The organism is Streptomyces sp. GC420 (genome assembly GCF_009916105.1).
Taxonomy (GTDB): Bacteria; Actinomycetota; Actinomycetes; order Streptomycetales; family Streptomycetaceae; genus Streptomyces.
In genome coordinates this window covers 1-25,094 of the sequence record NZ_JAAAXQ010000079.1, presented here as the reverse complement: position 1 = coordinate 25,094, position 25,094 = coordinate 1, and the positions used below count along the sequence as shown (strand labels likewise).

At 64.8% G+C, this 25,094-nt stretch carries 23 protein-coding genes, 1 tRNA gene and 3 pseudogenes; 12 read left to right on the top strand and 15 right to left on the bottom strand.

Features of this window, described 5'->3' with window-relative positions:
• Positions 1-122: 122 nt before the first annotated feature.
• The 3 genes from GUY61_RS12850 to GUY61_RS12840 all read right to left on the bottom strand — a co-directional run bounded on the left by GUY61_RS12850 (position 123) and on the right by GUY61_RS12840 (position 2,607).
• The gene (locus GUY61_RS12850) at positions 123-350 is read right to left on the bottom strand and encodes a zinc ribbon domain-containing protein (RefSeq protein ID WP_166630242.1); all 228 of its coding nucleotides are present in this window, start codon (positions 348-350) and stop codon (positions 123-125) included.
• Positions 351-388: 38 nt separating this feature from the next.
• Positions 389-1,765: a hypothetical protein gene (locus GUY61_RS12845; protein WP_166630241.1), complete on the bottom strand. Its 1,377-nt coding sequence runs from the start codon at positions 1,763-1,765 to the stop codon at positions 389-391.
• 80 nt (positions 1,766-1,845) lie between these two features.
• Positions 1,846-2,607, bottom strand: a complete 762-nt coding sequence (locus GUY61_RS12840; protein ID WP_166630240.1) for a DUF4097 family beta strand repeat-containing protein — start codon at positions 2,605-2,607, stop codon at positions 1,846-1,848.
• 184 nt (positions 2,608-2,791) lie between these two features.
• Here GUY61_RS12840 and GUY61_RS12835 point away from each other — a divergent pair.
• A tRNA-Val gene (locus GUY61_RS12835) sits at positions 2,792-2,863 on the top strand.
• A gap of 186 nt (positions 2,864-3,049) precedes the next feature.
• Here GUY61_RS12835 and GUY61_RS12830 read toward each other — a convergent pair.
• Positions 3,050-3,540, bottom strand: a pseudogene (locus GUY61_RS12830) (transposase family protein); the annotation flags it as partial.
• A gap of 266 nt (positions 3,541-3,806) precedes the next feature.
• Here GUY61_RS12830 and GUY61_RS12825 point away from each other — a divergent pair.
• Positions 3,807-4,094, top strand: coding sequence for a hypothetical protein (locus tag GUY61_RS12825; RefSeq protein WP_166630239.1), 288 nt, complete (start codon positions 3,807-3,809; stop codon positions 4,092-4,094).
• Between the two features lie 282 nt (positions 4,095-4,376).
• On the opposite strand, the gene GUY61_RS12820 is transcribed toward GUY61_RS12825, so the two are convergent.
• A complete protein-coding gene (locus GUY61_RS12820; protein ID WP_166630248.1) occupies positions 4,377-5,375 on the bottom strand; it encodes a GDP-L-fucose synthase in 999 nt (332 codons plus the stop codon).
• A gap of 468 nt (positions 5,376-5,843) precedes the next feature.
• On the opposite strand from GUY61_RS12820, the gene GUY61_RS12815 reads away from it, so the two are divergent.
• Both GUY61_RS12815 and gmd read left to right on the top strand, forming a co-directional pair.
• Positions 5,844-6,491, top strand: a complete 648-nt coding sequence (locus GUY61_RS12815; RefSeq protein WP_166630238.1) for a class I SAM-dependent methyltransferase — start codon at positions 5,844-5,846, stop codon at positions 6,489-6,491.
• Between the two features lie 117 nt (positions 6,492-6,608).
• Positions 6,609-7,649, top strand: coding sequence for a GDP-mannose 4,6-dehydratase (gene gmd / locus GUY61_RS12810; protein WP_166630237.1), 1,041 nt, complete (start codon positions 6,609-6,611; stop codon positions 7,647-7,649).
• 256 nt (positions 7,650-7,905) lie between these two features.
• Here the strand turns inward: gmd and GUY61_RS12805 are convergent, their stop codons facing one another.
• Positions 7,906-8,625 carry an FkbM family methyltransferase gene (locus GUY61_RS12805; RefSeq protein ID WP_166630236.1) on the bottom strand — a complete coding sequence of 240 codons (720 nt, stop codon included), beginning with the start codon at positions 8,623-8,625 and terminating at the stop codon, positions 7,906-7,908.
• A 378-nt stretch (positions 8,626-9,003) separates the two neighbouring features.
• Here GUY61_RS12805 and GUY61_RS12800 point away from each other — a divergent pair, with 378 nt between their 5' ends.
• From GUY61_RS12800 to GUY61_RS12785, 4 genes are all read left to right on the top strand, one after another.
• A complete protein-coding gene (locus tag GUY61_RS12800; protein ID WP_166630235.1) occupies positions 9,004-10,335 on the top strand; it encodes an oligosaccharide flippase family protein in 1,332 nt (443 codons plus the stop codon).
• A 165-nt stretch (positions 10,336-10,500) separates the two neighbouring features.
• The gene (locus GUY61_RS12795) at positions 10,501-11,703 is read left to right on the top strand and encodes a hypothetical protein (protein WP_243766407.1); all 1,203 of its coding nucleotides are present in this window, start codon (positions 10,501-10,503) and stop codon (positions 11,701-11,703) included.
• Between the two features lie 79 nt (positions 11,704-11,782).
• Positions 11,783-12,862: a glycosyltransferase gene (locus GUY61_RS12790; protein WP_243766406.1), complete on the top strand. Its 1,080-nt coding sequence runs from the start codon at positions 11,783-11,785 to the stop codon at positions 12,860-12,862.
• A 17-nt stretch (positions 12,863-12,879) separates the two neighbouring features.
• A complete protein-coding gene (locus GUY61_RS12785) occupies positions 12,880-13,635 on the top strand; it encodes a glycosyltransferase (protein WP_313896638.1) in 756 nt (251 codons plus the stop codon).
• Positions 13,636-13,639: 4 nt separating this feature from the next.
• Here the strand turns inward: GUY61_RS12785 and GUY61_RS12780 are convergent, their stop codons facing one another.
• From GUY61_RS12780 to GUY61_RS12755, 6 genes are all read right to left on the bottom strand, one after another.
• Entirely contained in the window at positions 13,640-14,389 is a 750-nt protein-coding gene (locus tag GUY61_RS12780; RefSeq protein WP_243766405.1) for a class I SAM-dependent methyltransferase, read from the bottom strand.
• A 54-nt stretch (positions 14,390-14,443) separates the two neighbouring features.
• Complete coding sequence (locus tag GUY61_RS12775) at positions 14,444-15,349, bottom strand: glycosyltransferase (protein WP_243766404.1); 906 nt, start codon at positions 15,347-15,349, stop codon at positions 14,444-14,446.
• Between the two features lie 296 nt (positions 15,350-15,645).
• The gene (locus GUY61_RS12770; protein WP_166630233.1) at positions 15,646-16,911 is read right to left on the bottom strand and encodes a glycosyltransferase family 4 protein; all 1,266 of its coding nucleotides are present in this window, start codon (positions 16,909-16,911) and stop codon (positions 15,646-15,648) included.
• A gap of 350 nt (positions 16,912-17,261) precedes the next feature.
• Positions 17,262-18,074, bottom strand: coding sequence for a bifunctional 2-polyprenyl-6-hydroxyphenol methylase/3-demethylubiquinol 3-O-methyltransferase UbiG (locus tag GUY61_RS12765; RefSeq protein WP_243766403.1), 813 nt, complete (start codon positions 18,072-18,074; stop codon positions 17,262-17,264).
• 61 nt (positions 18,075-18,135) lie between these two features.
• Entirely contained in the window at positions 18,136-18,825 is a 690-nt protein-coding gene (locus tag GUY61_RS12760; protein ID WP_313896637.1) for a WecB/TagA/CpsF family glycosyltransferase, read from the bottom strand.
• Between the two features lie 185 nt (positions 18,826-19,010).
• Positions 19,011-20,009 (bottom strand): UDP-glucuronic acid decarboxylase family protein, encoded by a 999-nt coding sequence (locus GUY61_RS12755; RefSeq protein WP_166630232.1) that lies wholly within the window; start codon positions 20,007-20,009, stop codon positions 19,011-19,013.
• Between the two features lie 172 nt (positions 20,010-20,181).
• Here GUY61_RS12755 and GUY61_RS12750 point away from each other — a divergent pair, with 172 nt between their 5' ends.
• Both GUY61_RS12750 and GUY61_RS12745 read left to right on the top strand, forming a co-directional pair.
• The gene (locus GUY61_RS12750; protein WP_166630231.1) at positions 20,182-20,835 is read left to right on the top strand and encodes a sugar transferase; all 654 of its coding nucleotides are present in this window, start codon (positions 20,182-20,184) and stop codon (positions 20,833-20,835) included.
• Positions 20,836-21,053: 218 nt separating this feature from the next.
• A complete protein-coding gene (locus GUY61_RS12745; RefSeq protein WP_166630230.1) occupies positions 21,054-21,713 on the top strand; it encodes a methyltransferase domain-containing protein in 660 nt (219 codons plus the stop codon).
• Positions 21,714-21,726: 13 nt separating this feature from the next.
• Here the strand turns inward: GUY61_RS12745 and GUY61_RS12740 are convergent.
• Positions 21,727-21,993 (bottom strand): annotated as a pseudogene (locus tag GUY61_RS12740) (transposase); the annotation flags it as partial.
• A gap of 121 nt (positions 21,994-22,114) precedes the next feature.
• On the opposite strand from GUY61_RS12740, the pseudogene GUY61_RS12735 reads away from it, so the two are divergent.
• Together GUY61_RS12735 and GUY61_RS40105 are read left to right on the top strand one after the other, a co-directional pair.
• Positions 22,115-22,273, top strand: a pseudogene (locus tag GUY61_RS12735) (IS5/IS1182 family transposase); the annotation flags it as partial.
• An 82-nt stretch (positions 22,274-22,355) separates the two neighbouring features.
• Complete coding sequence (locus GUY61_RS40105; protein ID WP_398955242.1) at positions 22,356-22,745, top strand: hypothetical protein; 390 nt, start codon at positions 22,356-22,358, stop codon at positions 22,743-22,745.
• On the opposite strand, the gene GUY61_RS12725 is transcribed toward GUY61_RS40105, so the two are convergent.
• Both GUY61_RS12725 and cobA read right to left on the bottom strand, forming a co-directional pair.
• Positions 22,703-23,530, bottom strand: coding sequence for an RNA methyltransferase (locus tag GUY61_RS12725; RefSeq protein WP_166630229.1), 828 nt, complete (start codon positions 23,528-23,530; stop codon positions 22,703-22,705). The two genes, GUY61_RS40105 and GUY61_RS12725, sit on opposite strands and share 43 nt — an antisense overlap.
• Before the next feature lie 209 nt (positions 23,531-23,739).
• Positions 23,740-24,999 (bottom strand): uroporphyrinogen-III C-methyltransferase, encoded by a 1,260-nt coding sequence (gene cobA / locus GUY61_RS12720; protein ID WP_166630228.1) that lies wholly within the window; start codon positions 24,997-24,999, stop codon positions 23,740-23,742.
• Between the last annotated feature and the right edge of the window lie 95 nt (positions 25,000-25,094).

Below are 25,094 nucleotides of genomic sequence, written 5' to 3'. Positions count from 1 at the left end.
TCCTGCTCCGTCAGCCTCCGGACCCTGACCGGTGGTGCCATCCCGCCTCCCCTACTGGTTGGAAGCGACATCGCTTCCAACCAGCACAACGAGCAACCCGGTGAACCTATGCGGTCACAGCACTAGCCGCAGCAGCCGCCCCCACAGCACCCGCCTCCGCCGGCTCCGGCCGAAGGGGCCGGGGCGGACGCCGACTTGAGACCGAGGCCTCCTACGGCGACGGTCGACAGCAGCTTGACGGTGTCCTCGTGCCCGTCCGGGCAGACGGCCGGGGCGGAGGACTCCGCCATCGGGCGGTTCAGCTCGAAGGTCGTGCCGCACGGGCGGCAGCGGTACTCGTAACGGGGCATGGCCCCAGGTTAACGGTCCGTCGCTCCGGTTGTGAGCGTCAGTGCGCGGCGCCGCCGCGTTCCTCGCGGATCTGGGCCACCACCCGGGCGACAGAGGTCCGTACCGCCTCTGTCTCGGTCAGGAAGTGCCAGTAGTCCGGATGCCGGCCCTGCAGGCCCTCCACGGCCCGGTCGAGGCGGGCCACCGAGTCGTCCAGGGGGCGCGCGTGCCGGGGATCGGGAGTGGAACGGCCCGTCATCGCCAGCCGCTGCGCGTCCCGGATCGCGAACCGCGTACGGTCGATCTCCGCCCGAGGATTCCCGGCCACCTCGTTGAGCCGGCGCAACCGGTCCCCGGCCGCCGACACCGACTCGTCGCTGCTGTTCAGCAGCGCCCGCACAGTGGCGAGCAGCGCCGTCGCGTCCGCCCAGCGCTGCTCGTCCCGCGCCTTCGCCGCCTCCCGCATCCGCTCCTCGGCCTGCGCGACCGTCTCGGCGGCCCGCTCCGGCACATGCTGCAGATCCTGCCAGCAGGCGGCGGTGAAACGCCGCCGCAGCTCGCTGAGGACCGGCTCGACCTGCTCGGATCTCGTCGTGAGCGCCTGCGCCCGCGTACGCAGCGAGACCAGCCGCCGATCGAGCTCCGCGGCCCGCTCCGGAAGCCGCTCGGCCTCCATCCGCACCGTTTCGGCGTCCCGCAGCACACGGTCGGCGCGCTGCAGGGTGTCCTGCACACCATGCGTGCCCGCGCCCTGGTTGAGTTTGGTCAGCTCCGGCCCGAGCGCCGCCAGCCGCGCCGCCAGGTCGTCCGCCTTCAGACCCGCGGCCCGCACCCCGTCCAGGGCGGTCGTCGCGCCCCTGAGCGCCTGCCGCGCCCGCTCCACGGCGGGCGCGAGCCGCGCCAGTTGCGTCTCCGCCTTGTCCAGGAGCGGCCCGAGCCCCTCGGCGAAACGGTCCAGCTCGCCCTTGACCTTCTCCAGGTCACGTCTGGCCCGCTCCAGCTCGCCGCGGGCCGTGGAGGCCACCGACGCCTCCAGGTCGTCGCGGTCCAGGTCGTGGGCGTCGACGGCGTTGATGTAGGCGTGGCTGACCTCGTCGATGCGCCGCCCCAGGGCGGCGAAGCCGTCGACGGCCCGCCGTGCGCCGGGCGAGCTGTCGACGGCCGTGATCGTCTCGATGGAGATCCGCAGATCGCGCTGCGCGCTGTCCAACTCGTAGAAGGCGGCGGCCGCGGCGTCCTTGGCCGCCTGCGCCTCCGCCCTCTGCGTCTCGCTCCGCCCCCCACCGAACCAGCGACGCGTACCGCCTCCGCTCCCCGCGAAGGCACCGAGGAGCAGTGGAACGAGCAGAGGCAGCAGCACCCCCGGAGGGACGGCCTTCGGCCGGCGCGCCGGACCCACCGCCGACCTGTACGGCTCGGAAGGTGTCGCCGTCACATCCCTCTCCCGTGCTGAGTCCCGCCCTGGCACCGCTTTGTCTCATTGTCCCACCAGGTAAGGACGAACACACGGGCTGTTCAGTTCGCGCTTCGGACGGTGACTTCCCCGTTGTCGCTGTGTGCTTCGACCACGTGACCGCTCGTGTCGCTCCGCGGCACCGACACGTCGGCATCGCCGTTGTCACTGCCTGCGCTCACCCGGTAGGTCGCGCGCGGCAGTTCGATCCGCACCTCCCCGTTGTCGCTCCCGGCCTCCACCCGGTCCGGCACCTCTGTGAAGGCGAGCCGCACCGCTCCGTTCTCCGAGTCCGCCCGTACCTGTGCCGAGCCGATGGCCTCGGCGACGACCTCCCCGTTGTCGCTCTTCAGCTCCAGCGCGCCGGACGAGTCCCGCACGACGACCTTGCCGTTGTCCGAGCGCAGCTTCAGCGAGGTGCCGAATCCGGACGCCGTCACCTTCCCGTTGTCGTTCTCGACGACGACGGCCACCCCGCGCGGCACCTTCACCGCGTGCTTCGCCGCACAGTCGTTGATCAGCGCGTCGCACTCCGTCCGGAAGGTCAGCGTGCTGCCCTTCATCCCCCACGTCACCTTCGGACTCTCCCCGAGGGCGGTCCAGCCCGTGAACCACCGCGTCACCTCGACGTCCTCCACGTCGGCCGGTGCAAGTTCGATCTCCGACCCGTCCGCCTCGATGGTCAGAATCCGCCCGCCGAACGAGAACGCCTTCCGCTCCGGAGTGTCGTCCTCCTCCGCCGCGTTCGAGCTCCCGCATCCCGCGACGAGGAGCGCGGTCACGAGCCCTCCGCCCACGGCCGCGAACGTGCGCCTCACCCTCATACCGACACCCACAGTGACCCCCGGTCCGCCCGATTTCCGTCCTGCCCTCGACCGTAAGGACCCCTCCCTGTCCGCAACGATCCGGCAGCCCACCCACTCCGGGGTGGGGCCGGCCCCCCCCTGCGCCCGGGGAACGGGTTTGCGCCGGGGGCGGCAGGTCGATGTAACCTGTCCCTTCATCCACGGGTGCGTAGCTCAGGGGTAGAGCGCTGCTCTTACAAAGCAGATGTCGGCGGTTCGAAACCGTCCGCGCCCACTCGTCTCGCAGTACGACGAAGGCCCAGGTCAACCGGGGATTTCCCGGAGCCCTGGGCCTTGTCCGTTCCCCCGCCGTCACGAGGCGGAAGGGGCGGCGTGCCACTCACGTGCCAGATGAGCCGTCCGGATCTTGGATCCTGCGGATCTGGCGGTCGACGTGATCGGCGATCTCGTGGTCACGGTCGTCGATGATGCCGTGGTCGCGGGCGGCGCGGACGTCGTGGACGGCCCCGGGCAGGGCCGGTGAGCCCACAGCAGTCGACCGAAGGGGTCCGCGACGACCTGCACATTCATCCCGTGTTTCTTGTGTTTGCCGGAGGAGAAGGACCGGTCCGCGGCAATGCGGTCGATCGGCAGCAGCGTCCCGTCCAGGAGGACGAACGCTTTCGTCGACGCGGTGCGGACGGCGTCGGCAAGGGTCGGAGCGCGGGCGGCCAGGAGGTCGACGGCCTCGGTGACATAGCGGTAGGCAGTCGTGGTGCCGACGCCGAATCCGGCCGCGAGCTGGGCATAGGTGTGTCCCACCCGCGGATGGGCGAGTGTGAGCAGGGCTCGACGGCCGGCGCTCAGGCGCCGCCAGCGGGAGCCGATCGCACGGCGGTGCCGCCGCAGTTGCTGGGCGAGGAAGCGAAGGGCAGAGCTGGACACTTCGACGCCCGGCGGGTAAACAAGCAGGTGAAGCCTCTGGTAGAGACGGTTCTCTTGGTCGAAAACCCATCTACCAGGGGCTTCACCACGTTGTCAGCCCAACTGCCGCACTGCCACAGGAGGTTGGAGAGGGCTCATTGAGACTCCACCGACCTCACAGAGCCACACAACGGCTCGCTTCTACTGTAGAGCTGCTTAGTTGATCTTCTCGGGCAATCCGCCCAGATGCGAGTGTCCGCCAGCCGGGTGACTCTGGTGGAAGTGTCCGTCCCCAGAGACCAGGGAGACCCACGATGATCCAGAAGTTGCACGAGAAAGGCCTGCGCAGCGAACACGCATACACCGCGGCCTTCCTGTCCATCGGCCTCTCCATCGCCGCCTGGGCTACATCACTCAAAGCAGAACCAGGAGTCGGACTCGATCGCGCCGACCGGTGGGGCATCTTTGTCGGCGAATGGGCCCCCACATTCTTCGGCCTCGGGCTGGCGCTCTCCCACTACGAGCAGCAGGACGGCACCCTTACCGCCAACGTGCACGACCTTCACGACCTTCCTCGGGAAAGAGAACGACAGGCCATGTAGCACGACCGTCCGTCCCGGTATGTCATGCATGACGGGTACATTGACTCGGCAGTCGGGGCGGCCAGCGCGTGTGGCGGATCGAGAGGTCAGCCACGGACAATCGGGGCGGGTGAAGGTGTGGGTAGCCTTGGGCTCGCCCAGCGCCCCGAACGGCTGATGAACAGCGCGGACCGTTCTGCGATGGGTTCCAGGCTCACAAAGCAGATATAGGCGGTTCGAAACCGTCCGCGCCCACCAGCGAGGAGGCCCCCAGCCGATCAGGGCTGGGGGCCTCCTCCAAGGTCACTGCCGCACAGCGCCAGACCCGAGATGCTCCAGGTACCAGTCGTACGTCTGGGCGATCCCTTCCCGTAGACCGATACGAGGCGTCCATCCGAGCGCTGTGAGGCGAGAGACGTCGAGCAGTTTGCGCGGCGTGCCGTCCGGCTGACTGGGGTCCCATTCGATGCTCCCCCGATACCCGACGGTCTCCGCAACCAGCTCCGCCAGTTCCCGGACAGTCACGTCCGTGCCGGTGCCGACATTCACCGGATCGCCCGCGTCGTAGTACTCCAGCAGGTGCAGACACGCCCGGGCCAGGTCATCCACGTGCAGGAACTCCCGGCGAGGTGTTCCGCTGCCCCAGTTCAGCACTCTTGAGATCCCCGCCTCCTTCGCCTCGTGGAACCGGCGGACGAGAGAGGGCAGAACATGGGAGTGCTCGGGATGGAAGTTGTCCCAGGGCCCGTACAGATTGGTCGGCATGGCTGAGATCCACGGCAGGCCGTGCTGTCGGCGTACGGCCTGCACCTGCAGAATTCCTGCGATCTTGGCGATGGCATACGTGTTGTTGGTCGGCTCCAGGGGCCCCGTCAGCAGAGCCTCCTCCCGGATGGGCTGCTCGGCGAACTTGGGGTAGATGCAGCTCGATCCCAGAAACAACAGCCGCTCCACGCGCTGTTCCAAGGCCGCGTCCAGCACATTGACCTGGATACGCAGATTGTCGGAGAGGAACTCGGTCGGCCGGGTGGCATTCGCCCTGATCCCCCCGACCCGTGCCGCGGCCAGCACCACCACATCCGGCCGTACATCGGCGAACCAGTCACGAACGGCCCCGCGCTCCCGCAGGTCCAACTCCGCCGACGTGGGTCCCACCACATTGGTGAAACCCTTCCGCCTCAACTCCCTACCCACCGCTGCCCCGACGAGCCCTCGACTCCCGGCCACGAACACACGCGCCGACAGGTCGAGAGCATGGCGTGGCGACGCGGTGGGTGGTGCAACGACGCGACCAGCTTCCATATGAGTAGCCATGACTATTCCTTCTTTCCCTTGCTGTCGTCGTTTTGACGGCGTTGACCACAGCTGTTGTGACCTGATCGGGCGAGATGCTCGGTAAATGATGGTGTGCGTGGTGCCGTAGGACTACGAGTGATGGCCGCTGCCCGTGAGTCGAACGCTGGTGGCTCGACATCCACGCCGACACAGCACAATGAGGCCCGGACGAGGACATTGTCCGTATTCTGGCGGGGTGTCAAATCTTCTTTGCTTCAGGGCCGGATGGTGTCAGTCGAGTCAGTGGAGGAAGCGGGCGCTCGAGATCCATATCCGTCTGCGCCTCCGAACGGAACGGGGCTCCATGCCCGCGATGACCGGGCAGCCTCTTGCCGTAGAGCACCGTGAGCCAAGTTCTGACTCAAGCCAATTGGGTACTGCCTGTCTCCGGGCAACAAGATGGCGCCCCTCCGGCGGGACCGGCGAGGGACTAGCATGCTGAAGACATGGATTGCTGATCCGGCGAAGGCCGGGTCTCTGGCCCACTCGGCCCGTGCCAAGCGCTGGACTGAACTGCTGCGCAATTTCCCAGATCTGGCAGAGATGCGCGTCCTCGATCTCGGTGGCACGCCAAGATCCTGGCGCCTTTCTCCTGTCAGACCGGTGCAGGTGGTCACCGTCAACCTCGATCCCGACACTGTCCATGACGAGGAACCTGGAATCACCCCCGTCCTGGTAGACGCATGCAGGTTGCCAGAAGAACTACGCCGCGAGAAGTTCGATCTAGTGTACTCAAATTCTCTTATGGAACATGTGGGGGGACACTATCGACGCCAAGAGTTCGCCGAGACGGTGCACGCACAAGGGGACCATCACTGGGTGCAGACTCCGTACCGCTACTTTCCGGTCGAGCCCCATTGGCTATTTCCTGGGCTTCAGTGGCTCCCGTTCCGGGTCCGGGTCGCCATCTCTCAGCGTTGGCCCCACGGACATGTGCCATGCGGAGATCGCACTCAAGCGACGCGCGACGTGCAGGAAGTGGAGCTTCTGACGGCAACCGAGATGCACTCCTACTTCCCGAACTCTGAAATCTGGTTCGAACGTATCGCCGGAATCCCCAAATCGCTCGTCGCCAGGAAGTAGGGCCTACGGAGTCCATTAGAACTTCCTGGCGAGCAGTGCATCTGCATCGAGTCACCAGAGGCGTCGACCACTAATGCTCAGAGCCAATTTTCCCGACAAGTAAGCGAAGGAATGTAAATGACGGTCAAGACAGCGCTCATCACCGGCATTACCGGCCAGGATGGCTCCTACCTTGCGGAACTGCTGTTGCGGAACGGGTACGTAGTCCACGGGATCGTCCGCCGTGCCTCGACCTTCAACACGCATCGCATCGACCATCTCTACCGGGATCCACATGAACCCGACACTCGACTCTTCCTGCATTACGGCGACCTGACCGACGGGACGCGGATCTCGGCACTGCTCGAGAAGGTTCAGCCGGACGAGGTCTACCACTTGGCCGGCCAGTCACACGTTCGAGTGTCGTTCGACGAACCGGAGTTCACCGGAGATGCCACCGGGTTGGGAACCACACGACTGCTGGAGGCCATCAGGACGACTGGGCTGCCATGCCGTTTCTACCAGGCGTCCAGCTCCGAGATGTTCGGCGCCGCCCCACCTCCGCAGCACGAAGAAACCCGGTTTCACCCTCGCTCGCCCTACGGGGTCGCCAAGGTGTACGCGTACTGGATGACGCGCAACTACCGCGAGGCGTACGGGATGTATGCCGTCAACGGCATCCTGTTCAACCACGAGTCACCTCGCCGTGGTCCGACGTTTGTCACCCGAAAAGTGGCCACAGCGGCAGCCCGCATCACGGCGGGGTTGCAGGACGTGGTGTATTTGGGCAACCTCGACGCCCGCAGGGACTGGGGATATGCGGCTGAGTACGTCGAGGCGATGTGGCGGATGCTCCAGCAGGACGACCCCGACGACTACGTGATCGCGACCGGTGTCAGTTACAGCGTCCGCGAGTTCGTGGAGCAATGCTTTGCCCACGCCGGCCTCGACTGGCGTGACCACGTACGCTTCGACGAACGCTACCTGCGTCCGACCGAAGTGGACAACCTGGTCGGAGATGCCTCCAAAGCTGAACGGATCCTGGGGTGGCGGCCCACGGTAACCGCACCTCAACTTGCCGGAATCATGGTCGACGCCGAGATGGCTGCTCTGCGGGGGCCAGCTGTTCCCACCGAAGAGATGACCAAGTTCTCCCCGTCCGTATTGGTCGCCCAGTGACCAGGCAACCCCAAGAAAGGTAAAGACTTTCCGATTCTATTCACTCGCATAAATCCCATATTTCCCTGGACGGGGTTTTGCGGAAAAACTCAACCCCGTCCAGAAAAATATCGGCAATCGTCAGTATGGCCCCATGGACGGCATCCGCCGCACCGCGTGGAAGCGTTTCACATGATAGCGGTACGGCGGTCTTCGATCCTTCCAGGGGCACTTTTCCAGCGCCTGCACCTCTCTCGTGAGAGCAGTAACAGACCCATCACTCTCTGAAGCAGACCAAATCGCACTGGTACATTTGTCCGGACTGTGTGTCGGTGAATCCCGGCAGGATGTACATGGGAACGAACCCTTGGCCTGCAAGCCAGGAAAACGCCTCCTGGTAGAGCATTCCACCCTCGTAGAGTGGGACGAAGGACAGTTCGATCTGTACTCCGACGCACTGTGAGAGGCGCCGACCAGCGCCAACGAGAACATTCTTCTCGCTCCCCTGAACATCGATCTTCAGGAGAACCCGGTCGTGCTGGCCGACAAACTCCGGCCACAATGCCTCAAGGGTTCGCTGGGGGACCGTGTCGATCCGGACATAGCGTGAGTCTGGTACCGCGTTGGAATGGCGAGGCAGCATTGCCAGGACGGAACTGCTTGCGGCCCCATTGCCGGCAACATGAATGTCCACCGACTCTTCGCTGCTTCCAATTACCCAGGGTCTGACGGTCCATAGTGGATCACCGGCTGCTTTCACTGCCAGTCGTTCGAACGGTTCTCGCACAGGCTCGAACGACAGGATGCGACCGCGGTAACCGCTCCTGCGCAACGTCGTCGCGTAGCCGCCATCGTTCGCACCCACGTCGAGGACGAGGTCTACACGATGTCGATTGACCAGTTGGTTGGCCTGGTACTCGGGCCGACCCTGCGGGTATCGGAGGGCCTCCACACCGCAGCGGCGAGCCAAGCGCCTGAGTCTATGAAGAATGGTCACAACCACATTGTTGTGACTTGCTTCGACGACATTCGAAAGACACGCCCATTGCGGGCCACCGGGTTGACGATCAACGCGCCCGGGCGCTCAGAAGTGCGACAAGCCGCCCGTGTCGATGAATACGAATACAGAAGGGCGTGAGACTTGCCGAAGAAGATACAGCGTGTCGAATCGCAGAGGAGCGCGATTCCAACGAGCATGCAGTCATGTGTCATTCTAGGAAGTTCCGCCGACGTCGTCGGGAAGGGTGCTGGCCATGCCAATGCCAGCTCACGCCGCGCGAGAGACAGCACTGAGCCTCAGACGAGTATCAAGTGATCCTCCGGCGTACACGGTCAGACCTGTTCGGGGTGAATGAGGGAGTTCCTTATCAGTGCCGTGCCTCAGCTCCTGGAGACTGAACGCAGGAGCGATGTTCAACTCGTGCGTCTTGCGTCGGCGTCATTGCTGGCCCGGGTGCTGACCCTTCCTCTCACCGGAGGCGCCAACCTTCTATCGGCTCGGATCGTCGTCGGTGATGTCGGCGTCAAAGGCTATGCCCTGTTCGCACTGGTCGTCACGCTTCCGCAGTTGCTACCTGTGGGAGACATGGGCCTGGGGGCTGCGGTCATCGACGCGTGCTCCCGCAGGAAGACCGCGGGGATCGACCACGTTCGACGGACGGTGATGACCAGTGCGCGATACCTGTGGTTCCTTGGCCTGGGAATCGCCGTACTGAGCGTCACCTTTGGGCTGTTGGAGATCTGGCCGGAGCTGCTGGCGACACGCGATGCTTCCGGTGCCAGTGTTGCAGCCTCCTGCGCATTCGCAATCTTCGGACTGGGTCTTCCGTTCGGGCTTGGCAACCGGATACTGACGGCACTGAATCTGAATCACATTGCCCTGCTGTTGCAGGCAGCCGCGAGTATGACATCGCTGGCGGTGATCGCCCTGGCCACCCAGAGCCAAGCATCTCTGACGGTGTACTGCGCTGCGGGATTCGCCGGCACGGCACTGGCGGGTATTGTCGCACTCGTCGTTGCGGGCCGCCTCCTGCGGCTTCCTGTCCTGCGCGACGTCCTGCTCGGGGTATGGACAGGGCACGCAACCACAAACGTCTGGCAGTTCGCAGGCCCAATGACACTGGTGGTGCTGGCGTCATCCGTTACTTACGGAAAAGACCGTCTCGTCCTGAGCCATGTCGCAGAACCTGGCGACCTGGCGGCCTATTCGGCCGGCGCCCAGATCTTCGGGCCTCTGTTCGGAGTGGTCAGCGTGATGGGCGTGACACTTTGGGGTGAATTCGCCCGCCGTCGAGACTCGGCCGCCGCGACAACAGTCCGAAGCCTGGCGCGGATTACGGCCTTCTTCGCCATCGCGGGGCTCCTCATGGGTGTTGGGCTGGTGACCGTCGGGCCGCCACTGGCGACTTGGCTCGTGCACGACCAAGTGGTGGTAGGCCCCGGCCTCATGGCGGCATTCTCCGCACTGCTGCTCGCTCATGCGTGCAACTATCCAACGGCCATGCTGCTTACAGATCCCCACGGGCTGCGCGCACAGGCAATCTGCTGCTGCTCGGCTGCGGTCGTGAGCGTGGTCTTGTCGTTTGTCATCAGTGAACACCTGGGAGCGGCCGGCCCGGTGATCGGTTCGCTCGTCGCACTTGTGTCATGCATCTACATTCCGTGTTTGTGGATCGCCTTACATCGTCAGGGAGATGGAAGGCGATGAATCTCATGTGCTGGACAATTGACCGAGCGCTGTGTGGATTCCATCGGAGAGGAACACATGGTTGAAGTAGTCACGATTCCCGCAAGGTCGGACAAATGTCACCCGACCTCAAGTCGTACGCCTGGTTGCGGAGCGAGAAGGTGCTTCAACTCTGTTTCTCTCCCGATGACTGTTCTCGCCGTGACCTTGGTATCGCTGCACCTGCCCGTTTTGGGGACGCAGCAGCTGCCCGTATCCGGGGCGGCGTTGATGCTGCTCCTAATGGGACCCCATCTCGTACGGTGGGTGAGATTTCATCGCGAGAATCGAATTCTCGCCGTCCTGCTTTTCCTCTGGTTCGTCTCTCAAGCCGTCGCAAATCTGTGGGCAGAAATTCCGGTCGCACGTGCGGTGTGGAATGCCCTGGGTTTTCCCGCACTGACTGCCGCAGGTGCGTTTGTGCTGTCGCGCCTGTGCCACGGTTCGGCCATGAGAGTTGCTGTCATCGTTGTGGCCACATCTATCAGCTACTGCGTATTCCTGGTCGTTTCTCCATCCGCACTCTTCCGTGAGAATCCATGGAAGTACGGTCTAGGAATTCCGGTCACGATCATCATCGCAGTGGCAGTCGGATGGCTGCGGCACAGAGGAAGCCCGCGGTTGGCGATGATGCTGCTGATCTCGTTGGTTGCCGTCCATGTGGCGTTCAGCTTCCGAAGCCTTGCGATGGTTTGCCTCGTGGGGATCGGGCTGATGCTTGTGCGGCGATCGCATCATAGGGTCACTCCTTTGCGTGCAGTATCCATGGGTATCGCCGCACTGCTCGCAGTGTGGACCGTCTCAGCCGCCATCACCAATGTAGTGTCTCGCGGATGGCTCGGTCAGGAACAGTACGAGAAACAGATGTATCAGTCCCAGGTGGAGGGCGGTTATCTGGTTGCTGGTCGCCCGGAACTCGTTGTGTCCGCGAAAGTCATCAGTGGTCAGCCCATCGTCGGCCGAGGGGCGAACGCAGGTCTTTCTTTCGAAGAGCGTCAAGATGTGGTCTCAGAGCTTGACAAACGGGGAGTCAATATCTCCCTCGGCCAGCAACGCAGGATCTTCGGCGGACAACTGAACCTGCACTCGATTGCCCTCGGTTCGTGGGTCCGTGGAGGCATTATGGCATTTACGCCCTGGGTCTTTGTTCTTGTGATGCTGTACAAGAGAGTGATGAGGGAGTGGGGAGCAGCTGAAGCAATCCTGTATCCAGTGACGCTGATCGTAACCATTCTCGCCACCTGGGACTTTTTGTTCTCTCCATGGGCTCCAGGGTATGAGATCATCCTGGGAGTCACTTGGAGTTTAGCCCTTGGTCCTTTGAATGCAGGCAAGCGGGGAGAGGGTTGAAATGCGTCCGAAAGTCGCATGGTACACACAGTGGGTCCTGTCGCCGTCAGAGACATTTGTGGCACGCCAGTTGACGGCAATGAGGGAAGTGGACAATGTTCTGTTCGGTATCGACGCCATTCCGGGTATCGAGGTGCCGGGGGAGAAGTTCGTCTTGGACAAGGACTGCAGATTCGGTGGGGCGGAGGCGCTTTTCTGGAAAAGTGCCAGATGGTCTCCTCGTTTGTCATCTGCCATGCGAGCATTTAATCCAGACCTTGTGATCGCCCACCACCTGCAACACGCTTGGCGTATTTCCCGGCTGACCGAGAGTAATGGGTTCCCGCTGGCCGTCATGTGCCATGGATCTGACTTGCTCGAAATGCGAGGGCCGCAGCGGTCGAAGTCGAGGGCCATGCGGCAGTTGACCGACAACTGGGCGCGATTCGTCGAGACCGTTCGGCTGTTCCTTCCGGTGTCGCAGTTCTTGAGCAGACACCTGGCAGAAGCAGGAGCGCCACCCTCCCGGATCGCTGTCCATCACCTGGGAGTGCCCATTCCCGATGCCTCCGGTCTCGGGAGCGCCGCAGATTGTTCGGGGATTCTCTTCGTCGGACGATTGGTAGAGAACAAGGGATGTGCCTTGCTCTTGCGGGCGGCAGGAGAGATTGCCCGCCAGCACCCAGTCACGGTCACGGTGGTGGGGGACGGGCCGGAGCGAGGAGCGCTGCTGCGCCAGGCCGCGGGGCTGCCGGCAGGTGCCGACGTGAGGCTTCTCGGCAGTCAGTCGTACGAGGCCGTCAGCCGCCTCATGCGAAAACACCGTGTGGTCTGCATCCCGAGCGTGGATGTGGCGTCGGGGCCCTCTGAAGGTCTCGGCCTGGTCGCCTGCGAAGCTGCGGCGCACGGCAGGCCGGTGGTCGTTTTCGAGACAGGCGGTCTGCCGGAGACCGTGGTTCGTCACCGGACGGGCCTGGTGGTACCTCAAGGCGATGTGTCAGCTCTCGCTCGTGCGATTTCGTCACTGCTTGCAGACGACGGGAAGGCGGCGGCGATGGGGGATGCAGCACGGCTCCATGCCCTGGAAAATTTCGATGCGGTGAAACAGGGGATTCGTCTTCACGAACTTCTGGCTGATCGTGGTCTGCTGTCATTCCCAGAATGTGAGGCCAAGGTATGAAAAGAAGTCATCCACGGGTGAAGTTGGTGGTTCCGACCACAGGCCAGCGCATCAACTACCTTCGAGTGTGCCTGGAATCCATCATGACCCAGCCTCAGGCAATCGATGTAGTGATCGTCGGTCCGGCAGCGGCGACTGCGCCATTGGCGGAAATTGCCAGCGAGTACGGGTGCCGTTTTATTCCGGAAAGGACTTCCGGGCTGAGTAACGCGATCAATCAGGGATGGGAAGAATCTGTCGCTGATTACCTTGGTTGGCTGGGTGATGACGATGTGCTCGCCGACGGCGCTATTTCGGCCGCGATTGAGGAGTTGGAGGGGAACTCGGATGCGGCCATGGTGTACGGCAGAGTGAAAGTAATCGACTCGGAGGGTAACCATATCTATACAATGCGCCCAGGAAAAGCTGCGTCCCGGGTCCTGAAGTATGGCGTGAATCTAGTATGGCAGCCAGGTTCCCTCTATCGGGAACGGGCCGTCAGAAGAGCAGGGCTACTGGATCCTTCCCTTCGATATGTGATGGACTTTGACCTGCATCTCCGGTTGAGTCAGCATGGCACCCTCAGTTACGTGCCTCGGATTCTCGCATCCTATCGATATCACCCTACTTCGCTGACAGCGACGAATGCGGATCCGCACGGCGAACGACTCACCGTGATGCGGCGTTACCTGAGCAGGCGCGCCCAAATGCTGGAAGGTTGCTGGTGGCCGGTAGCAAAGTGCGTCGGCCGTGTATGGGGGTCTCTTCAGATTCTGTCGAGCCCGCGGCCGTGACATGTCAATGGGTCGATTGGTCTCCCGTGCGCCGTGCGTGTTCATAGATGAAGAAGTCCGCAAAGGACGTGGCGACCTGTGCATTCTCCGTGTATGGGTAGCGGTTGCGGGTCTTCTTCCGTAGGCGCCAGTGCGGGAAGCGTCTGGCCACGTCATGAGTCACAGGGCGGTGGCGGACGTGGGGTGCGCTGTGGCCTGTGGGTGCGTTCAGTTCGGAGTCGTCGCTCGTGTACAGTGCGACAAATCTTGTTGACGCCGCGAAGAGGTGCGAAAGATGGAGTTCGTAGATCTCATCCTCGATCAAATGGTAAATGACGTCGAGGGATAGAGTCAGGTCGGCGCGGATGAATTCGGCGGAATCGAAGAAGTGTCTCGGCTCGTAGAGGAGGAAGCTCTTGGTTCTATCGTCGGAGAATCTGGCGTGAGCAAGATCGAGTCCGGTGGGGGAAACGTCGAGCCCAAGATAGCGCGGGTATTCGGCCAGTTCTAGCTGACGACCGTCGCCGCAGCCGAATTCGATTACGGATGTCACGTCGTTTTCGGCGATGAAACTGTTCAATACCTCTGCCTTGAACCTGGCGAGAGCATCCTGTGATCCTGCGCCTGAGTCACCCCCGGACGAGTAGCGGTGTTCCCAGTAATTCAACGATCCCGGGAAGAGATTTCGTCTAGCTGCTCGGACGCTTGAGGTGATGGTGGGTCCGAGGAGCGGTGTGTTTCGAATCTTGTTGCGCATTGTCGTACCGATGATCATAATTCTCCTGCCTGTTCTCTGCTTTGAGGAACGGTGGTTCGGGCGTCGCCGAGTCTACCCTCTTCCCCTCTTCTTCTGCCTTTCGCTGAGCATTGCGAGTAGCCCCTCGGAGAACCGTGCGGCCATCGCATCGATCGTGTAGACGTCGGCGTCTTTCTGGCATGAGATATGAAGAGACCGCAGTCGGCTCTCGTCAGCCAGTAGGGCATGCGCTGTCGCCGCATATGCTGCTGGGTCGTCGGGTGTGATGATGGCGTTGCGTCCATTCTCAAGGTATTCGAACTCCGGCGCGTGCCATGGCCAGGCCGTCGTGACGATGGGCGTCCGCAGTGCGAAGGAGTCCACCGCGCACAGGCCCACCCGGCCTGGCATCAGCATGATGTCCGACACTGCCCCGAGCAGAGCCATGTTCCTTCCGGTTGTGTGCCCCAAGGCCACCACAGGACTGGCTGTCGAGGAGGCCGCGGCGTCCACCAGCGGTCTATGCGCACCCGTTCCGGCTACGAGCAGTCGGAACCCCGGCAGCGCGTCGGCCATCCGCTGAGCCGTTTCCAGGAGAAGGGGGATTCGCTTCGGGGTGTCCAAGCCGCCCACGAACAGGGCCGTTCGTCCGTGCTGCAGGTGGTGTCGGGTGCGCAGCGCTGCCGCTTCGCTGAATTCCTTGGTACCGGGCTTGCTTGCCAGCTCACGGATGTGTGCGAGCGGCTCAGCGTCAATGCAGTTCCGTACAACGGTAATGTGCTGTCGCGGGTACCCGCGTGAGGCTAAATAGTCGGCTCCGCCCTGTGTGTATGCGAAGAACCAGGAGGCGCGCCGGGTGAGCGTGTTCTTGGCTGCCGTCTCTGGGCGACGCACAGGTTTGGTGTAGGTCCGACCGTGGCCCCACAGCGCAATAAGGGGAGTGGTGGAGCCCGACACACCCGCCAGTTGCCGGCGGAGGAACAGTGGATACATCTCCATGTTCCGTAAGGCCTGTTCCAATACCACGACATCGGCAGAGACCAACCGGCGAAGTACCTGATGCCAGACTAGAGATCTGCCCCCGGGAACGGCGAGCCGGCGGACTGGCACTTTGATCGCACCCTGGCAACGAGAGGCGTCCTGTCTTGCCACGTGGCTGGGTGGCGGAGGGCCGTGCAAGATTTCCAAGGTGCATCCAGCTGCCCGGAGACGGCTACTGAGCCGGTCGAAGAAACCTGTCCGATATCCGGGAATGTATGGCTGTACGATCACGATCCGCGGAGGGCGGCCGCGACTCACCATCTTGGCTCCATCTCGGGCACCCGCGGGCCGCCACCACTCGGAACCTCCCGGACAGCGGCATGGTGCGCAAGAGCGTCGGAGTACACGTTTGCGATGCGATTCACCCAGATTCGCTCCGTGTAATGACGCAGGAACACGCTCCGACAGTGAGGGCGCAGAGAGTGGAAGTGATCCGCAGCACGGCTCAGCGCCGCGTCCAGCGGCTCGTGCCAGCCCACAACCATTCCTGTCCCTTGCTCCCGTACGGAGTCGGCGACGGCTGAACCAGGGAAGGCCAGAACGGGAAGTCCGGCTGCGAGAGCCTCGGGGTAGATCAGGGGGGCGCCCTCCGGACAGCGGCTGGGGAAGACAAGGCCCCGCCACGAGGGCAGTCGTTCCCGGAGTTCGGAGTATTGGACGGCCCCGAGAAAGCGAACCGCCCTCGGTGCTGCCCGGCGGCAGTCCTCGAGCAACGGTCCGTCGCCCACGACATCCAGTCGCTCACTGGCCGGCCACCGGACCAGCAACTCCATCAGACCCTTCTCCGGGGTCAGGCGGCCGGCGAAGACCCAGGGCGCATCGACCCGGTCATGGCGTCGCCCTGAGCCAACGCCTTTGGGGGAAGCGGCGTCACTGGTGAAGTTCGGAACGAGAACGAGACGTCCAGGCTCGATCCCTGCTCGGACATACGTCTGGCGGCTGGCTTCTGACAACACCACGATGCGGTCCGCGCGCCGCAGCAGTGGGTTGGCGGGGGCACCGTGACGTCCGGCCCAGGCGAGTGGCGCTGTGGCCGTACGCGACTGCCGGTAACAACCGTTGCGGAGTCCGGCCCAACGGTCACCGTCGGGGCACAGCGTGCAGGTAGCCCCCTTCCGGTACAGCGTGGCAGCGGCACAGAGCGGCCGGTAGTTGTGAACCGTGGCGATGATGGGGCCGTCCCAGTTGCTCAGCCACGCACTTCCGAAGTTGGGGAAAAGGTTGTGCACATGCACGACGTCTGGGCGCAGTCTCCGAAGGTCGGCCTCGGGGGAGTGGCCTCGTCCGGAGCCGACGGTGACAGCGGCGCGTAGCGGGTAGAGCGGGGAACGGCTGAGCCTGTCCGTGTGCGCGGCCACGAGGTGGGGCTTGAGTCCGGCGCGGTCGAGAGCTGCCATCTGGTCGGCCACGGCCTGGTTCTCGCCGCTGGGGGTCGCGGAACTGTAGAAGCTGTGCACTATGGCGATCCGCAGGTCGCGGACACGCGAGGAATCGCCCTGCTGCGGCGCGCTGGAGGTCATCGGTCCCGAGTCATGGTGTAGTTGCGCATCGCGGCACAGCGGCCCGCGTAGCCCGCGGCTTCCAGTCGACGGAGCCGTCGTTGCTGTGCCGAGGTGCCCTGGTTTCCTCTGGCCCACTGGGGCACATCCATCTTGAGTAGGTCGACCTGGATCCACGCCGGCACCTTCATCAAGGCGGAGCGGCGGAAATCGGTCGTGCGGTAGGACTGCTGCCCGTTGTTGGTCTGGGCGGATTGGCGGTGTGTTCCACTTCCTCATTCTGAGCTGCGCAAAATCACCTGCTGTGGTGGCAACTTTGTCGGACGAAGGGGGGTGACACGGCTGTAACTCAGACGCCTGCCGCTGTTTCGTCACCGACGCTTCGTCGCGACCAGATTGAACGTTGTCGGCGGGAAGAATCGCTCTCCAACAGCCTGAAGCAGCCCGGACTGCGTCGACCAGTAGCGCTGTACCTCCACGTCTTCGAAGGTCGTTGCGAGTACCTCCCGCAGCGCCTCCTCGTCGACGCCGTCGCGGACGACGTGATACTCGACCATGTCTGCCTCGTTGGAGTCGTCGTAGACGCCGCGCAGTCGGCGCATGCGGGTGGCGAGGCCCCGGCTGAGTTGGCCCTGGCCGAGCCGCCAAGCGAAGTACGCGTTGCGATCCAGACCGATGGACACCCGGGTCCTGCGCGGGTACCACAGGGGATCCTGTGCGCTGAGGAACGCACCGCCAGGAACGATCTGGTCGACGAGCCGTTTCACGGTGCCCAGATAGTCCGGGATGTGGTGCAGGACGGAAATGCAGACGACCGCGTCGACCGGACCTGCTTGGTATGCGGCGGTGCCGTCCTTGTCGTGAATGACGGTGACGTTCGTGTTGCGATCGAAGCGGCTGCGGAGGAAAAGGACGCTCGGCATACTCATCTCTGTCACCGTGACCTGCGCGCCTGCCGCCACGAGGTGGTCAGTGAAGGTGCCGTGCCCCGCGCCCAGTTCAAGTACTCGGCACTGGCCGTTCCGGTCGATGACTTGCTGAACGAGCCCGTGAAGGCCGGTGATCAGCCGGTCACGAATCGTATGGTGGCGAATGTGTGGCGAACCCTTGGCGTAGTCGTGCCCGACTCCATGCTCACGTTCCTGTAGCTCTCTCATCGAGGGCCTTGCTGGAGTGATCGTCATGGTCGTACCTTAGGAAACATGCCGGGAATTTCCGGGCGCTGATTGACGCGTCGACCTGAATTCAGGCCATCGGGTGCCGGCTTCGCTCAGAGATGTTCACGCGTGCGAGATGAGTCGCCTGCCGTATCACCCCGCTCACAAAGCGGGCGTTCCCGAAGAGGTACCGCCGCCAGAGGCGGCGTGGCTCGCTGCCGAGACGAAAAAACCATTCGAGGCCGTGGCGCTGCATCCAGGGCGGTGCCTGTCGCTTGGTGCCGGCGATGAAGTCGAAGGCGGCGCCCACCGCGACGGATACGACAGGCAGGGTGGCGCACAGATCAGCGGCCCAGTAGTCCTGCTTGGGGGTGCCGAGTCCGACCCAGACAATGTCGGCGTCGACCGAGCGGATCTCCTCTTGTTGATTCCGCACTTCCTGCTCGGTCAGGGATCGGAAGGGCGGGGAGGACGCGCCGACGACCAGTGCTTCAGGGAAGAGCCGTCGCAGCTCGCGATGCAGCCTGCCGAGCACCTGTGGTGTGGAGCCGAGGAGGTAGTGGCGCAGATCCGTGTTCTGGGTCAGAGAGAACACGTCCAGGAGGAGGCCCGGGCCGTAGACGCGGGTGGCGGGCAGGGGCGTGCCGCGGTTGAGAAGCTGGTTGGCCCAGACGACCGGCTGCCCGTCCGGAAGGTTGAGAGGGGCCGAGCCCAGGATGTCGTGCAGCTCGGGTACGCGGTCGGCGAGCGCCAGCGTGTAGGCGTTGCACAAGTGCACGTCACCGCGGGGTACCGGTTCGGTAGCGGGGCGTTCCGCGTGGCGTGTCTCGCGGAGTTGCTGGGCAAGGTGCGTGACGTGACGCGCTGCGCTCTGGGGTGTGTGGGCGGTGATGGGTACGCCCATGCACCGGACGACCGGGTTGGCTTGGGCGGTTGCGGCCCGTTCCATGCTCGCCGGGGACGTCATGAGCCGGCGTCGGGGTTCAACGAGGAGTTGCCGGAGCGGTTCCTGAGCGCGGTGAACTCGTCGGAGCTCAAACGGCGACGGAAGTCGGTGATGGTGTCGCACAGGCCGCGCTCCACCGGAGTCGTGGGCTCCCAGTCCAGAAGCTGACGGGCCACAGTGATGTCCGGGCGCCGCCTCTCCGGGTCGTCCTGAGGACGTGGGACCAGCGCGATGTCGGAAGTGGAGTCGGTGAGTTTGGCGATCCACTGGGCCAGTTCCAGCATGGAGACCTCGTGCGGATTGCCCAGGTTGACTGGACCACCGTGGTCGCTGGCGAGCATGCGCAGCAGTCCGTCGACCAGGTCGTCGACGTAGCACAGGGACCGGGTCTGGTTGCCGTCGCCGGTGACGGTGATGGGCTCGCCGCGCAGCGCCTGGCAAATGAACGTGGGAATGGCCCGCCCGTCGTTCGCGCGCATCCGGGGACCGAAGGTGTTGAAGATGCGCACGATCTTGGCATCCACACCGCGGTTCCTGCGGTAGGCCATGGTCAGCGCCTCGCCGAAGCGCTTCGCCTCGTCGTACACCGACCGAGGGCCCACAGGATTGACATGACCCCAGTAGCTCTCCGGCTGAGGATGAACCAGCGGGTCACCGTACGACTCGGAGGTGGAGGTCAGCAGAAAACGGGCACCCTTCGCGGCCGCGAGATCCAGGGCGTGCCAGGTACCGGCCGACCCCACACGAAGTGTCTCCAGCGGCAGTTTCAAGTAGTCCACGGGCGAGGCGGGCGATGCCAGGTGCAGCACGGCGTCCACCGGCCCTGGCACGTCCAGGCCCTGGGTGACGTCTCGGCGGTGCAGGTGGAAGTGCCGGTCACTCTTCAGGTGCTCGATGTTGTCGGCGCTGGATGTCGAGAAGTTGTCCACGCAGACCACGTCGTGGTCTGCGCGAAGCAGCCGCTCGCACAGGTGAGAACCGATGAAACCGGCCCCGCCCGTCACTACCGCACGCATGCAGGTCCTCTCGGCTGACCCACCCAGGCTGGGCGGGGGTAAGTTGCAGTGTTTTTGCCGAAACTCACGTCGATGTCGTGTTTCTATCTAATCGTTAAGTTGTGAGTCGATTAAGGCATAAGGTGGGTGAGCGGGGCACGTTTCACCCGTTCTGTCGTAGAAGAGGTATGGAATGCCAGCATCCGCTGTAGAGACGGCTGACCATCGGCCGACCCGGCGGTCGCAAGCGGGAGGACGAGCGGTCAAACGGGCCATCGACCTGGTGGGAGCCGCTGTCCTGCTCCTGCTGTTGGCGCCCGTGCTGCTTGTGGCCGCCATTGCCGTGAAGGCCGACACCCCCGGCCCATTGCTCTTCCGCCAGCGCCGGACGGGCTGGCGGGGTGAGGAGTTCCACGTCCTGAAGCTGCGGACGATGCGGGTCGGATCCGAGGGCCTGCGGACGGCAATGGCCGCCCGCAACGAGGCGGACGGACACTTGTTCAAGATCAGGGAGGACCCCCGCGTAACCGCGGCCGGGCGTTGGCTGCGCCGCTTCTCCCTGGACGAGCTGCCGCAACTGGTCAATGTCCTGAAAGGGCAGATGTCCCTCGTCGGTCCCCGGCCGCTTCCGGTCGAGGACTCGGCGTTCGGCGGGGAGGCGTGCCGTCGCCTGCTCGTCCGGCCGGGTCTCACCGGACTGTGGCAGGTGAGCGGGCGCTCCGACCTCGGCTGGGAAGACGCCCTGCAGCTGGACCTGGAGTACGTCGACACCTGGTCGGTCAGGCTTGACCTGAAGATCCTCGTCCGGACCCTGCCCGCCGTTCTGCGCGGTGACGGCGCCTACTGAGCGTCCCGGACCCTGAGCGCTGTTCCCTGACGAAGAGTGAGGCCGGAGACACCGGTGCCATCGAATTGCGTAGGGTGTGGTCGTCGCCGACGGCGTCCGGTCCGGCTGCCGTCGTTCAATGCGTACGCTCGGCTTGCTTGCCATCATCCGCGTGAAGGCGATATTTGGCGCCGTGTGGTGATCGGCACTCCGAGGCAAACAGGACTAACCTGCTCGGCGTGTTGAATGCGAAGAGGCTCGTCAAATCGATCATCACGCCCGTCAACCGCGTGGTCGCACATACGCGCTTTGTGAATACTGTGCATTCGGCGGCGTCGTCGGAACTTCTGAAGATCGAGGTGGGCAGCCATGCGACCCGGCGTCAGGGCTGGATCTGCACCGACGTCAGTTGGCGTGCTCGTCACTATCTCGATGCCACCAAGAGGTGGCCGGTCCGGAGCGCTTCAGTGAGTCACGTTTTCGCGGACAATATGATCGAGCACATTCGGATGGATTCGAATCGGCGCATGTTTCGCGAAGCGCATCGCGTACTCGTTCCCGGGGGGAGGGTCCGCCTGGCAACCCCGGATGTCGAACACATCGCTCGAATCTACCTGGAGCGCGGCGAGAATGCGCGGCAAGAAATGGAAAGGTGTCGCACCAAGGGCTACGAAATCCATCACCCAGTTGACCTGCTGCGCACCACTTTCCAGGACTGTGGACATCACGCTGGATTTCTGTGGGATTTCGAGGCGCTCAGGGTCGAACTGGAATCCGCAGGATTCTGCGACGTTCGTCGCTGCGCGCCAGGCCAGAGTGACGACCCCGTGTTGAAAGATCTCGAGACGCGTTCCGAATGGGCATTGATTGTAGAAGCGGAGGCGACTGGTAGGCGCTGACGGAGGAGTCATTTTCGGCTCTGAGATGGGCGGTGTCGAGGACGACGCGGGTGGCGTCGATGAGGCCGGCTCCGTCGAGTTGGTGCAGCACAGCTTCGTTCGGGCGACCCGAGGTACCGGCGCGGCACCAGATGAGGAACCGGCGGTGAGCGGTCGACTTGGATATGCCGAAGCACGGTGGGAGTTGGCGCCAGGCGCGACCGCTGACCAGGACGTGGATGATGGCTGCGAACAGCGTCTCATCGGGCGTGTCCTGCGTTCCGCCGCCCTGTGGCCGCACCAACGCCGACGAACGACTGCGGTCCCGCGACCGAACGACCGACCGGGACAGAGGGCGGAGCCGGGGTGCGCAGGTAGTCGAGTCCGGTAAGGACGCAAGGGGGTCGCGCCGCCACTACTGATACTCCACCAACCCGCCGCAGGTCGTCATCGACGCCGACACCCGTCTGATCGTCGTGATCGGCAGACGGCTACCCGGTAACCGCAACGACTGCAAGGCATGGGAGCCGGCCCGAGCCAAGGAAGCCGTCGGCCGGACCACAGTCATCGCCGACGGCGGCTAAACCGGGGCGGGATCATCCCTTACCCGCCCTTCGCACCGTGGAGCCGGGAGCGGGTCCGGGCGGTTCATCCTCGGCTGCGATGTCACGCGGCGGCGGCGCCGCCCGGCCCGCCAGGAGACCGTCCAGGTCCCGTGCTCCTTCGCGCGACACCACCCGCACCGGGCCGCGCACGACGTCCGCCGGGCGGCGGCCGGCGGGACCGCGGCGCAGGCTGCTGCGCCAGCGGCTGATCGTCTTCGTCGTGGTGACCCTGCTCGTCGCCCTGGGGATCGCACTGGTGCAGGGCTGCCAGGGACAGGCCCGCAGCATGGGCGTACCGGAGAGGTCCACGTACGCGTCCGGGCCACCGGACGCCGCACACCGGACGGCCGGAACGCCCGGCCCCGGCGGCACGCCCGGGCCGGCCCGGTCTGCCGGGCCCGGTGCTCAGAGCGTGGCGGAGGAACCGCCTCCGCTCGCCACGGCGTAGAAGGCCACCGCGGCCGCCGCACCGACGTTCAGCGAGTCGACCCCGTGCGCCATCGGGATGCGCACCCATTCGTCCGCCGCGACCAGCGCCTGCCGGGAAAGCCCGTCCCCCTCGGCGCCGAGCATCAGGGCGACCCGGTCGAGCCGGTGCGGGGCGGCCTCGTCGATCGGCGCGGCCTTCTCGTCCGGTGTGAGGGCGAGCAGCTTGAAGCCCGCCTCCCTGACCGTCTCCAGGCTCTTGGGCCACGCTTCGAGCCGTGCGTAGGGTACGGCGAAGACGGCGCCCATGGAGACCTTCACCGAACGCCGGTAGAGCGGGTCGGCGCAGTCCGGCGAGAGCAGTACGGCGTCCATCCCGAGGGCCGCCGCGGAACGGAAGATCGCACCGATGTTGGTGTGGTCGTTGACGGACTCCATGACGACCACCCTGCGGGCGGTGCGCAGCAGTTCGTCGGCGGTGGGGAGGGGCTTGCGCTGCATGGAGGCGAGAGCGCCGCGGTGCACGTGATAACCCGTCACCTGTTCGGCCAGCTCCGGGGCCACCGCGTACACCGGCGCCGGGACCTCGTCGATGACGTCCCGCATGACATCGACCCACTTGGAGGAGAGCAGCATGGACCGCATCTCGTACCCGGCATGTCTGGCCCGGCGGATGACCTTCTCTCCCTCCGCGATGAACAGGCCCTCGGCGGGCTCGCGTCTGCGGCGCAGCTCCACGTCGGTCAGGCCCGTGTAGTCACGGAGTCTCGGGTCTTCGGGGTCCTCGACGGTGATGAGATCGGCCACAGGGTGATACTGCCTTCTCCCGGGTGCGGTGCCAACGGCACGGAGCAAGAACTGTTACCGGCGGTTACTCAAGGCGGATCGGTGGGGTGTCCGCTCCGCTTGTTCGCGGGTTCCGCCTTGTGCGGGGGTTGTGAACAGGTGGCGATGGACTGAGTTTGAGCGTGTTCTGGCGCGTATGGGTGACTCTGGGGGTACTGGCGGGCTCCCACTCAGTCTTTAGGAACGGTTCCGGTCCCACCCACGTTGACGACCTCGCCGATCACGATCACGGCCGGAGGCTTGACCCCCTCGGCGGCGATCGTTTCCGCGACGGTGGCGAGGGTCGCGTCCACCCGCCGCTGAGAGGCCGTCGTCCCCTCCTGGACGGCCGCCACCGGAGTCCCCGGGTCACGGCCGCCCGCGATCAGCGTCTCGGCGATCTTCCCGATCTTGTCGACCGCCATGAGGAGCACGAGGGTGCCGCGCAGCCTTGCGAGTGCCGCCCAGTCCACCAGCGAGCGCTCGTCGTCGGGCGCGACATGGCCGCTGACGACGGTGAACTCGTGCGCCACACCGCGATGGGTGACGGGGATGCCTGCGGCACCGGGCACGCTGATCGAGCTGGAGATGCCCGGGACGACCGTGCAGGGGATGCCGGCCTCGGCGAGCGCCTCGGCCTCCTCCATGCCGCGCCCGAAGACGAAGGGGTCGCCGCCCTTGAGGCGCACGACCGCCTTGCCCGCCTTGGCGTGCTCGATCAGGGCGTTGTTGATGGCCTCCTGGGCCATGAAACGGCCGTACGGGATCTTCGCCGCGTCGATCACCTCGACGTGCGGGGGAAGTTCGTCGAGGAGGTCCCGCGGGCCGAGGCGGTCCGCGATCACCACGTCCGCCTCCGCGAGCAGCCGCCGGCCGCGGACCGTGATCAGGTCCGGGTCGCCGGGTCCGCCGCCGACGAGGGCGACGCCGGGGGTCCTGGTGCGGTGGTGCGGGGCGGCGAGGGTGCCGTCGCGGAGTCCCTCGACGATCGCGTCGCGGACGGCTGCGGAGCGGCGCGGGTCCCGGCCGGTGAGCACGGCGACCGTGAGGCCCTCGCTCCGGCCCGTCGCCGGGGTCCAGGCGGTGGCCGCCTCGGCGTCGTCGCTGCGGACGCACCAGATGCGGTGGCGTTCCGCCTCTGCGGAGGCGGCCCGGTTCGCCTCGGTGTCGCTGGTCGCGATCAGCGCGTACCAGGCCTCCGCGAGGTCTCCCTCGGTGTAGGGGCGGCGCACCCAGCGGATTTCGCCGGCTTCGGCCATGGCCTCGACGGAGGGGGTCGCGGAGGGCGAGAGCAGCACGATGTCCGCCCCGGCCGCTATGAGGGCGGGGAGTCGGCGCTGGGCGACCTGGCCGCCGCCGAGTACGACGACACGTCGGCCGGCGAGTCGCAGGCCCACGGGGTAGGCGGCGGCGGTGGGCGGCGTCGGCTGTGGCGTCGGCGACTCGGTCATGGCGGTGCGGGTCTCCTCGGGCGGGCGGCTGCGGCCGAGGAACTGCGCAAGCTCGTCGACGCGGTCTCCGGGAAGGTCACCTCGCTGCCGGGGCC

What these genes read in the sequence shown, in the direction of transcription:
- GUY61_RS12850 (WP_166630242.1), bottom strand. Translation starts at nt 350, where the DNA reads ATGCCCCGTTACGAGTACCGCTGCCGCCCGTGCGGCACGACCTTCGAG.
- GUY61_RS12840 (WP_166630240.1), bottom strand. Translation starts at nt 2,607, where the DNA reads ATGAGGGTGAGGCGCACGTTCGCGGCCGTGGGCGGAGGGCTCGTGACC.
- GUY61_RS12825 (WP_166630239.1), top strand. Translation starts at nt 3,807, where the DNA reads ATGATCCAGAAGTTGCACGAGAAAGGCCTGCGCAGCGAACACGCATAC.
- GUY61_RS12820 (WP_166630248.1), bottom strand. Translation starts at nt 5,375, where the DNA reads ATGGAAGCTGGTCGCGTCGTTGCACCACCCACCGCGTCGCCACGCCAT.
- GUY61_RS12815 (WP_166630238.1), top strand. Translation starts at nt 5,844, where the DNA reads ATGCTGAAGACATGGATTGCTGATCCGGCGAAGGCCGGGTCTCTGGCC.
- gmd (WP_166630237.1), top strand. Translation starts at nt 6,609, where the DNA reads ATGACGGTCAAGACAGCGCTCATCACCGGCATTACCGGCCAGGATGGC.
- GUY61_RS12795 (WP_243766407.1), top strand. Translation starts at nt 10,501, where the DNA reads ATGACTGTTCTCGCCGTGACCTTGGTATCGCTGCACCTGCCCGTTTTG.
- GUY61_RS12790 (WP_243766406.1), top strand. Translation starts at nt 11,783, where the DNA reads ATGAGGGAAGTGGACAATGTTCTGTTCGGTATCGACGCCATTCCGGGT.
- GUY61_RS12780 (WP_243766405.1), bottom strand. Translation starts at nt 14,389, where the DNA reads ATGATCATCGGTACGACAATGCGCAACAAGATTCGAAACACACCGCTC.
- GUY61_RS12775 (WP_243766404.1), bottom strand. Translation starts at nt 15,349, where the DNA reads ATGGAGATGTATCCACTGTTCCTCCGCCGGCAACTGGCGGGTGTGTCG.
- GUY61_RS12770 (WP_166630233.1), bottom strand. Translation starts at nt 16,911, where the DNA reads ATGACCTCCAGCGCGCCGCAGCAGGGCGATTCCTCGCGTGTCCGCGAC.
- GUY61_RS12765 (WP_243766403.1), bottom strand. Translation starts at nt 18,074, where the DNA reads ATGACGATCACTCCAGCAAGGCCCTCGATGAGAGAGCTACAGGAACGT.
- GUY61_RS12755 (WP_166630232.1), bottom strand. Translation starts at nt 20,009, where the DNA reads ATGCGTGCGGTAGTGACGGGCGGGGCCGGTTTCATCGGTTCTCACCTG.
- GUY61_RS12750 (WP_166630231.1), top strand. Translation starts at nt 20,182, where the DNA reads ATGCCAGCATCCGCTGTAGAGACGGCTGACCATCGGCCGACCCGGCGG.
- GUY61_RS40105 (WP_398955242.1), top strand. Translation starts at nt 22,356, where the DNA reads ATGTCACGCGGCGGCGGCGCCGCCCGGCCCGCCAGGAGACCGTCCAGG.
- cobA (WP_166630228.1), bottom strand. Translation starts at nt 24,999, where the DNA reads ATGACCGAGTCGCCGACGCCACAGCCGACGCCGCCCACCGCCGCCGCC.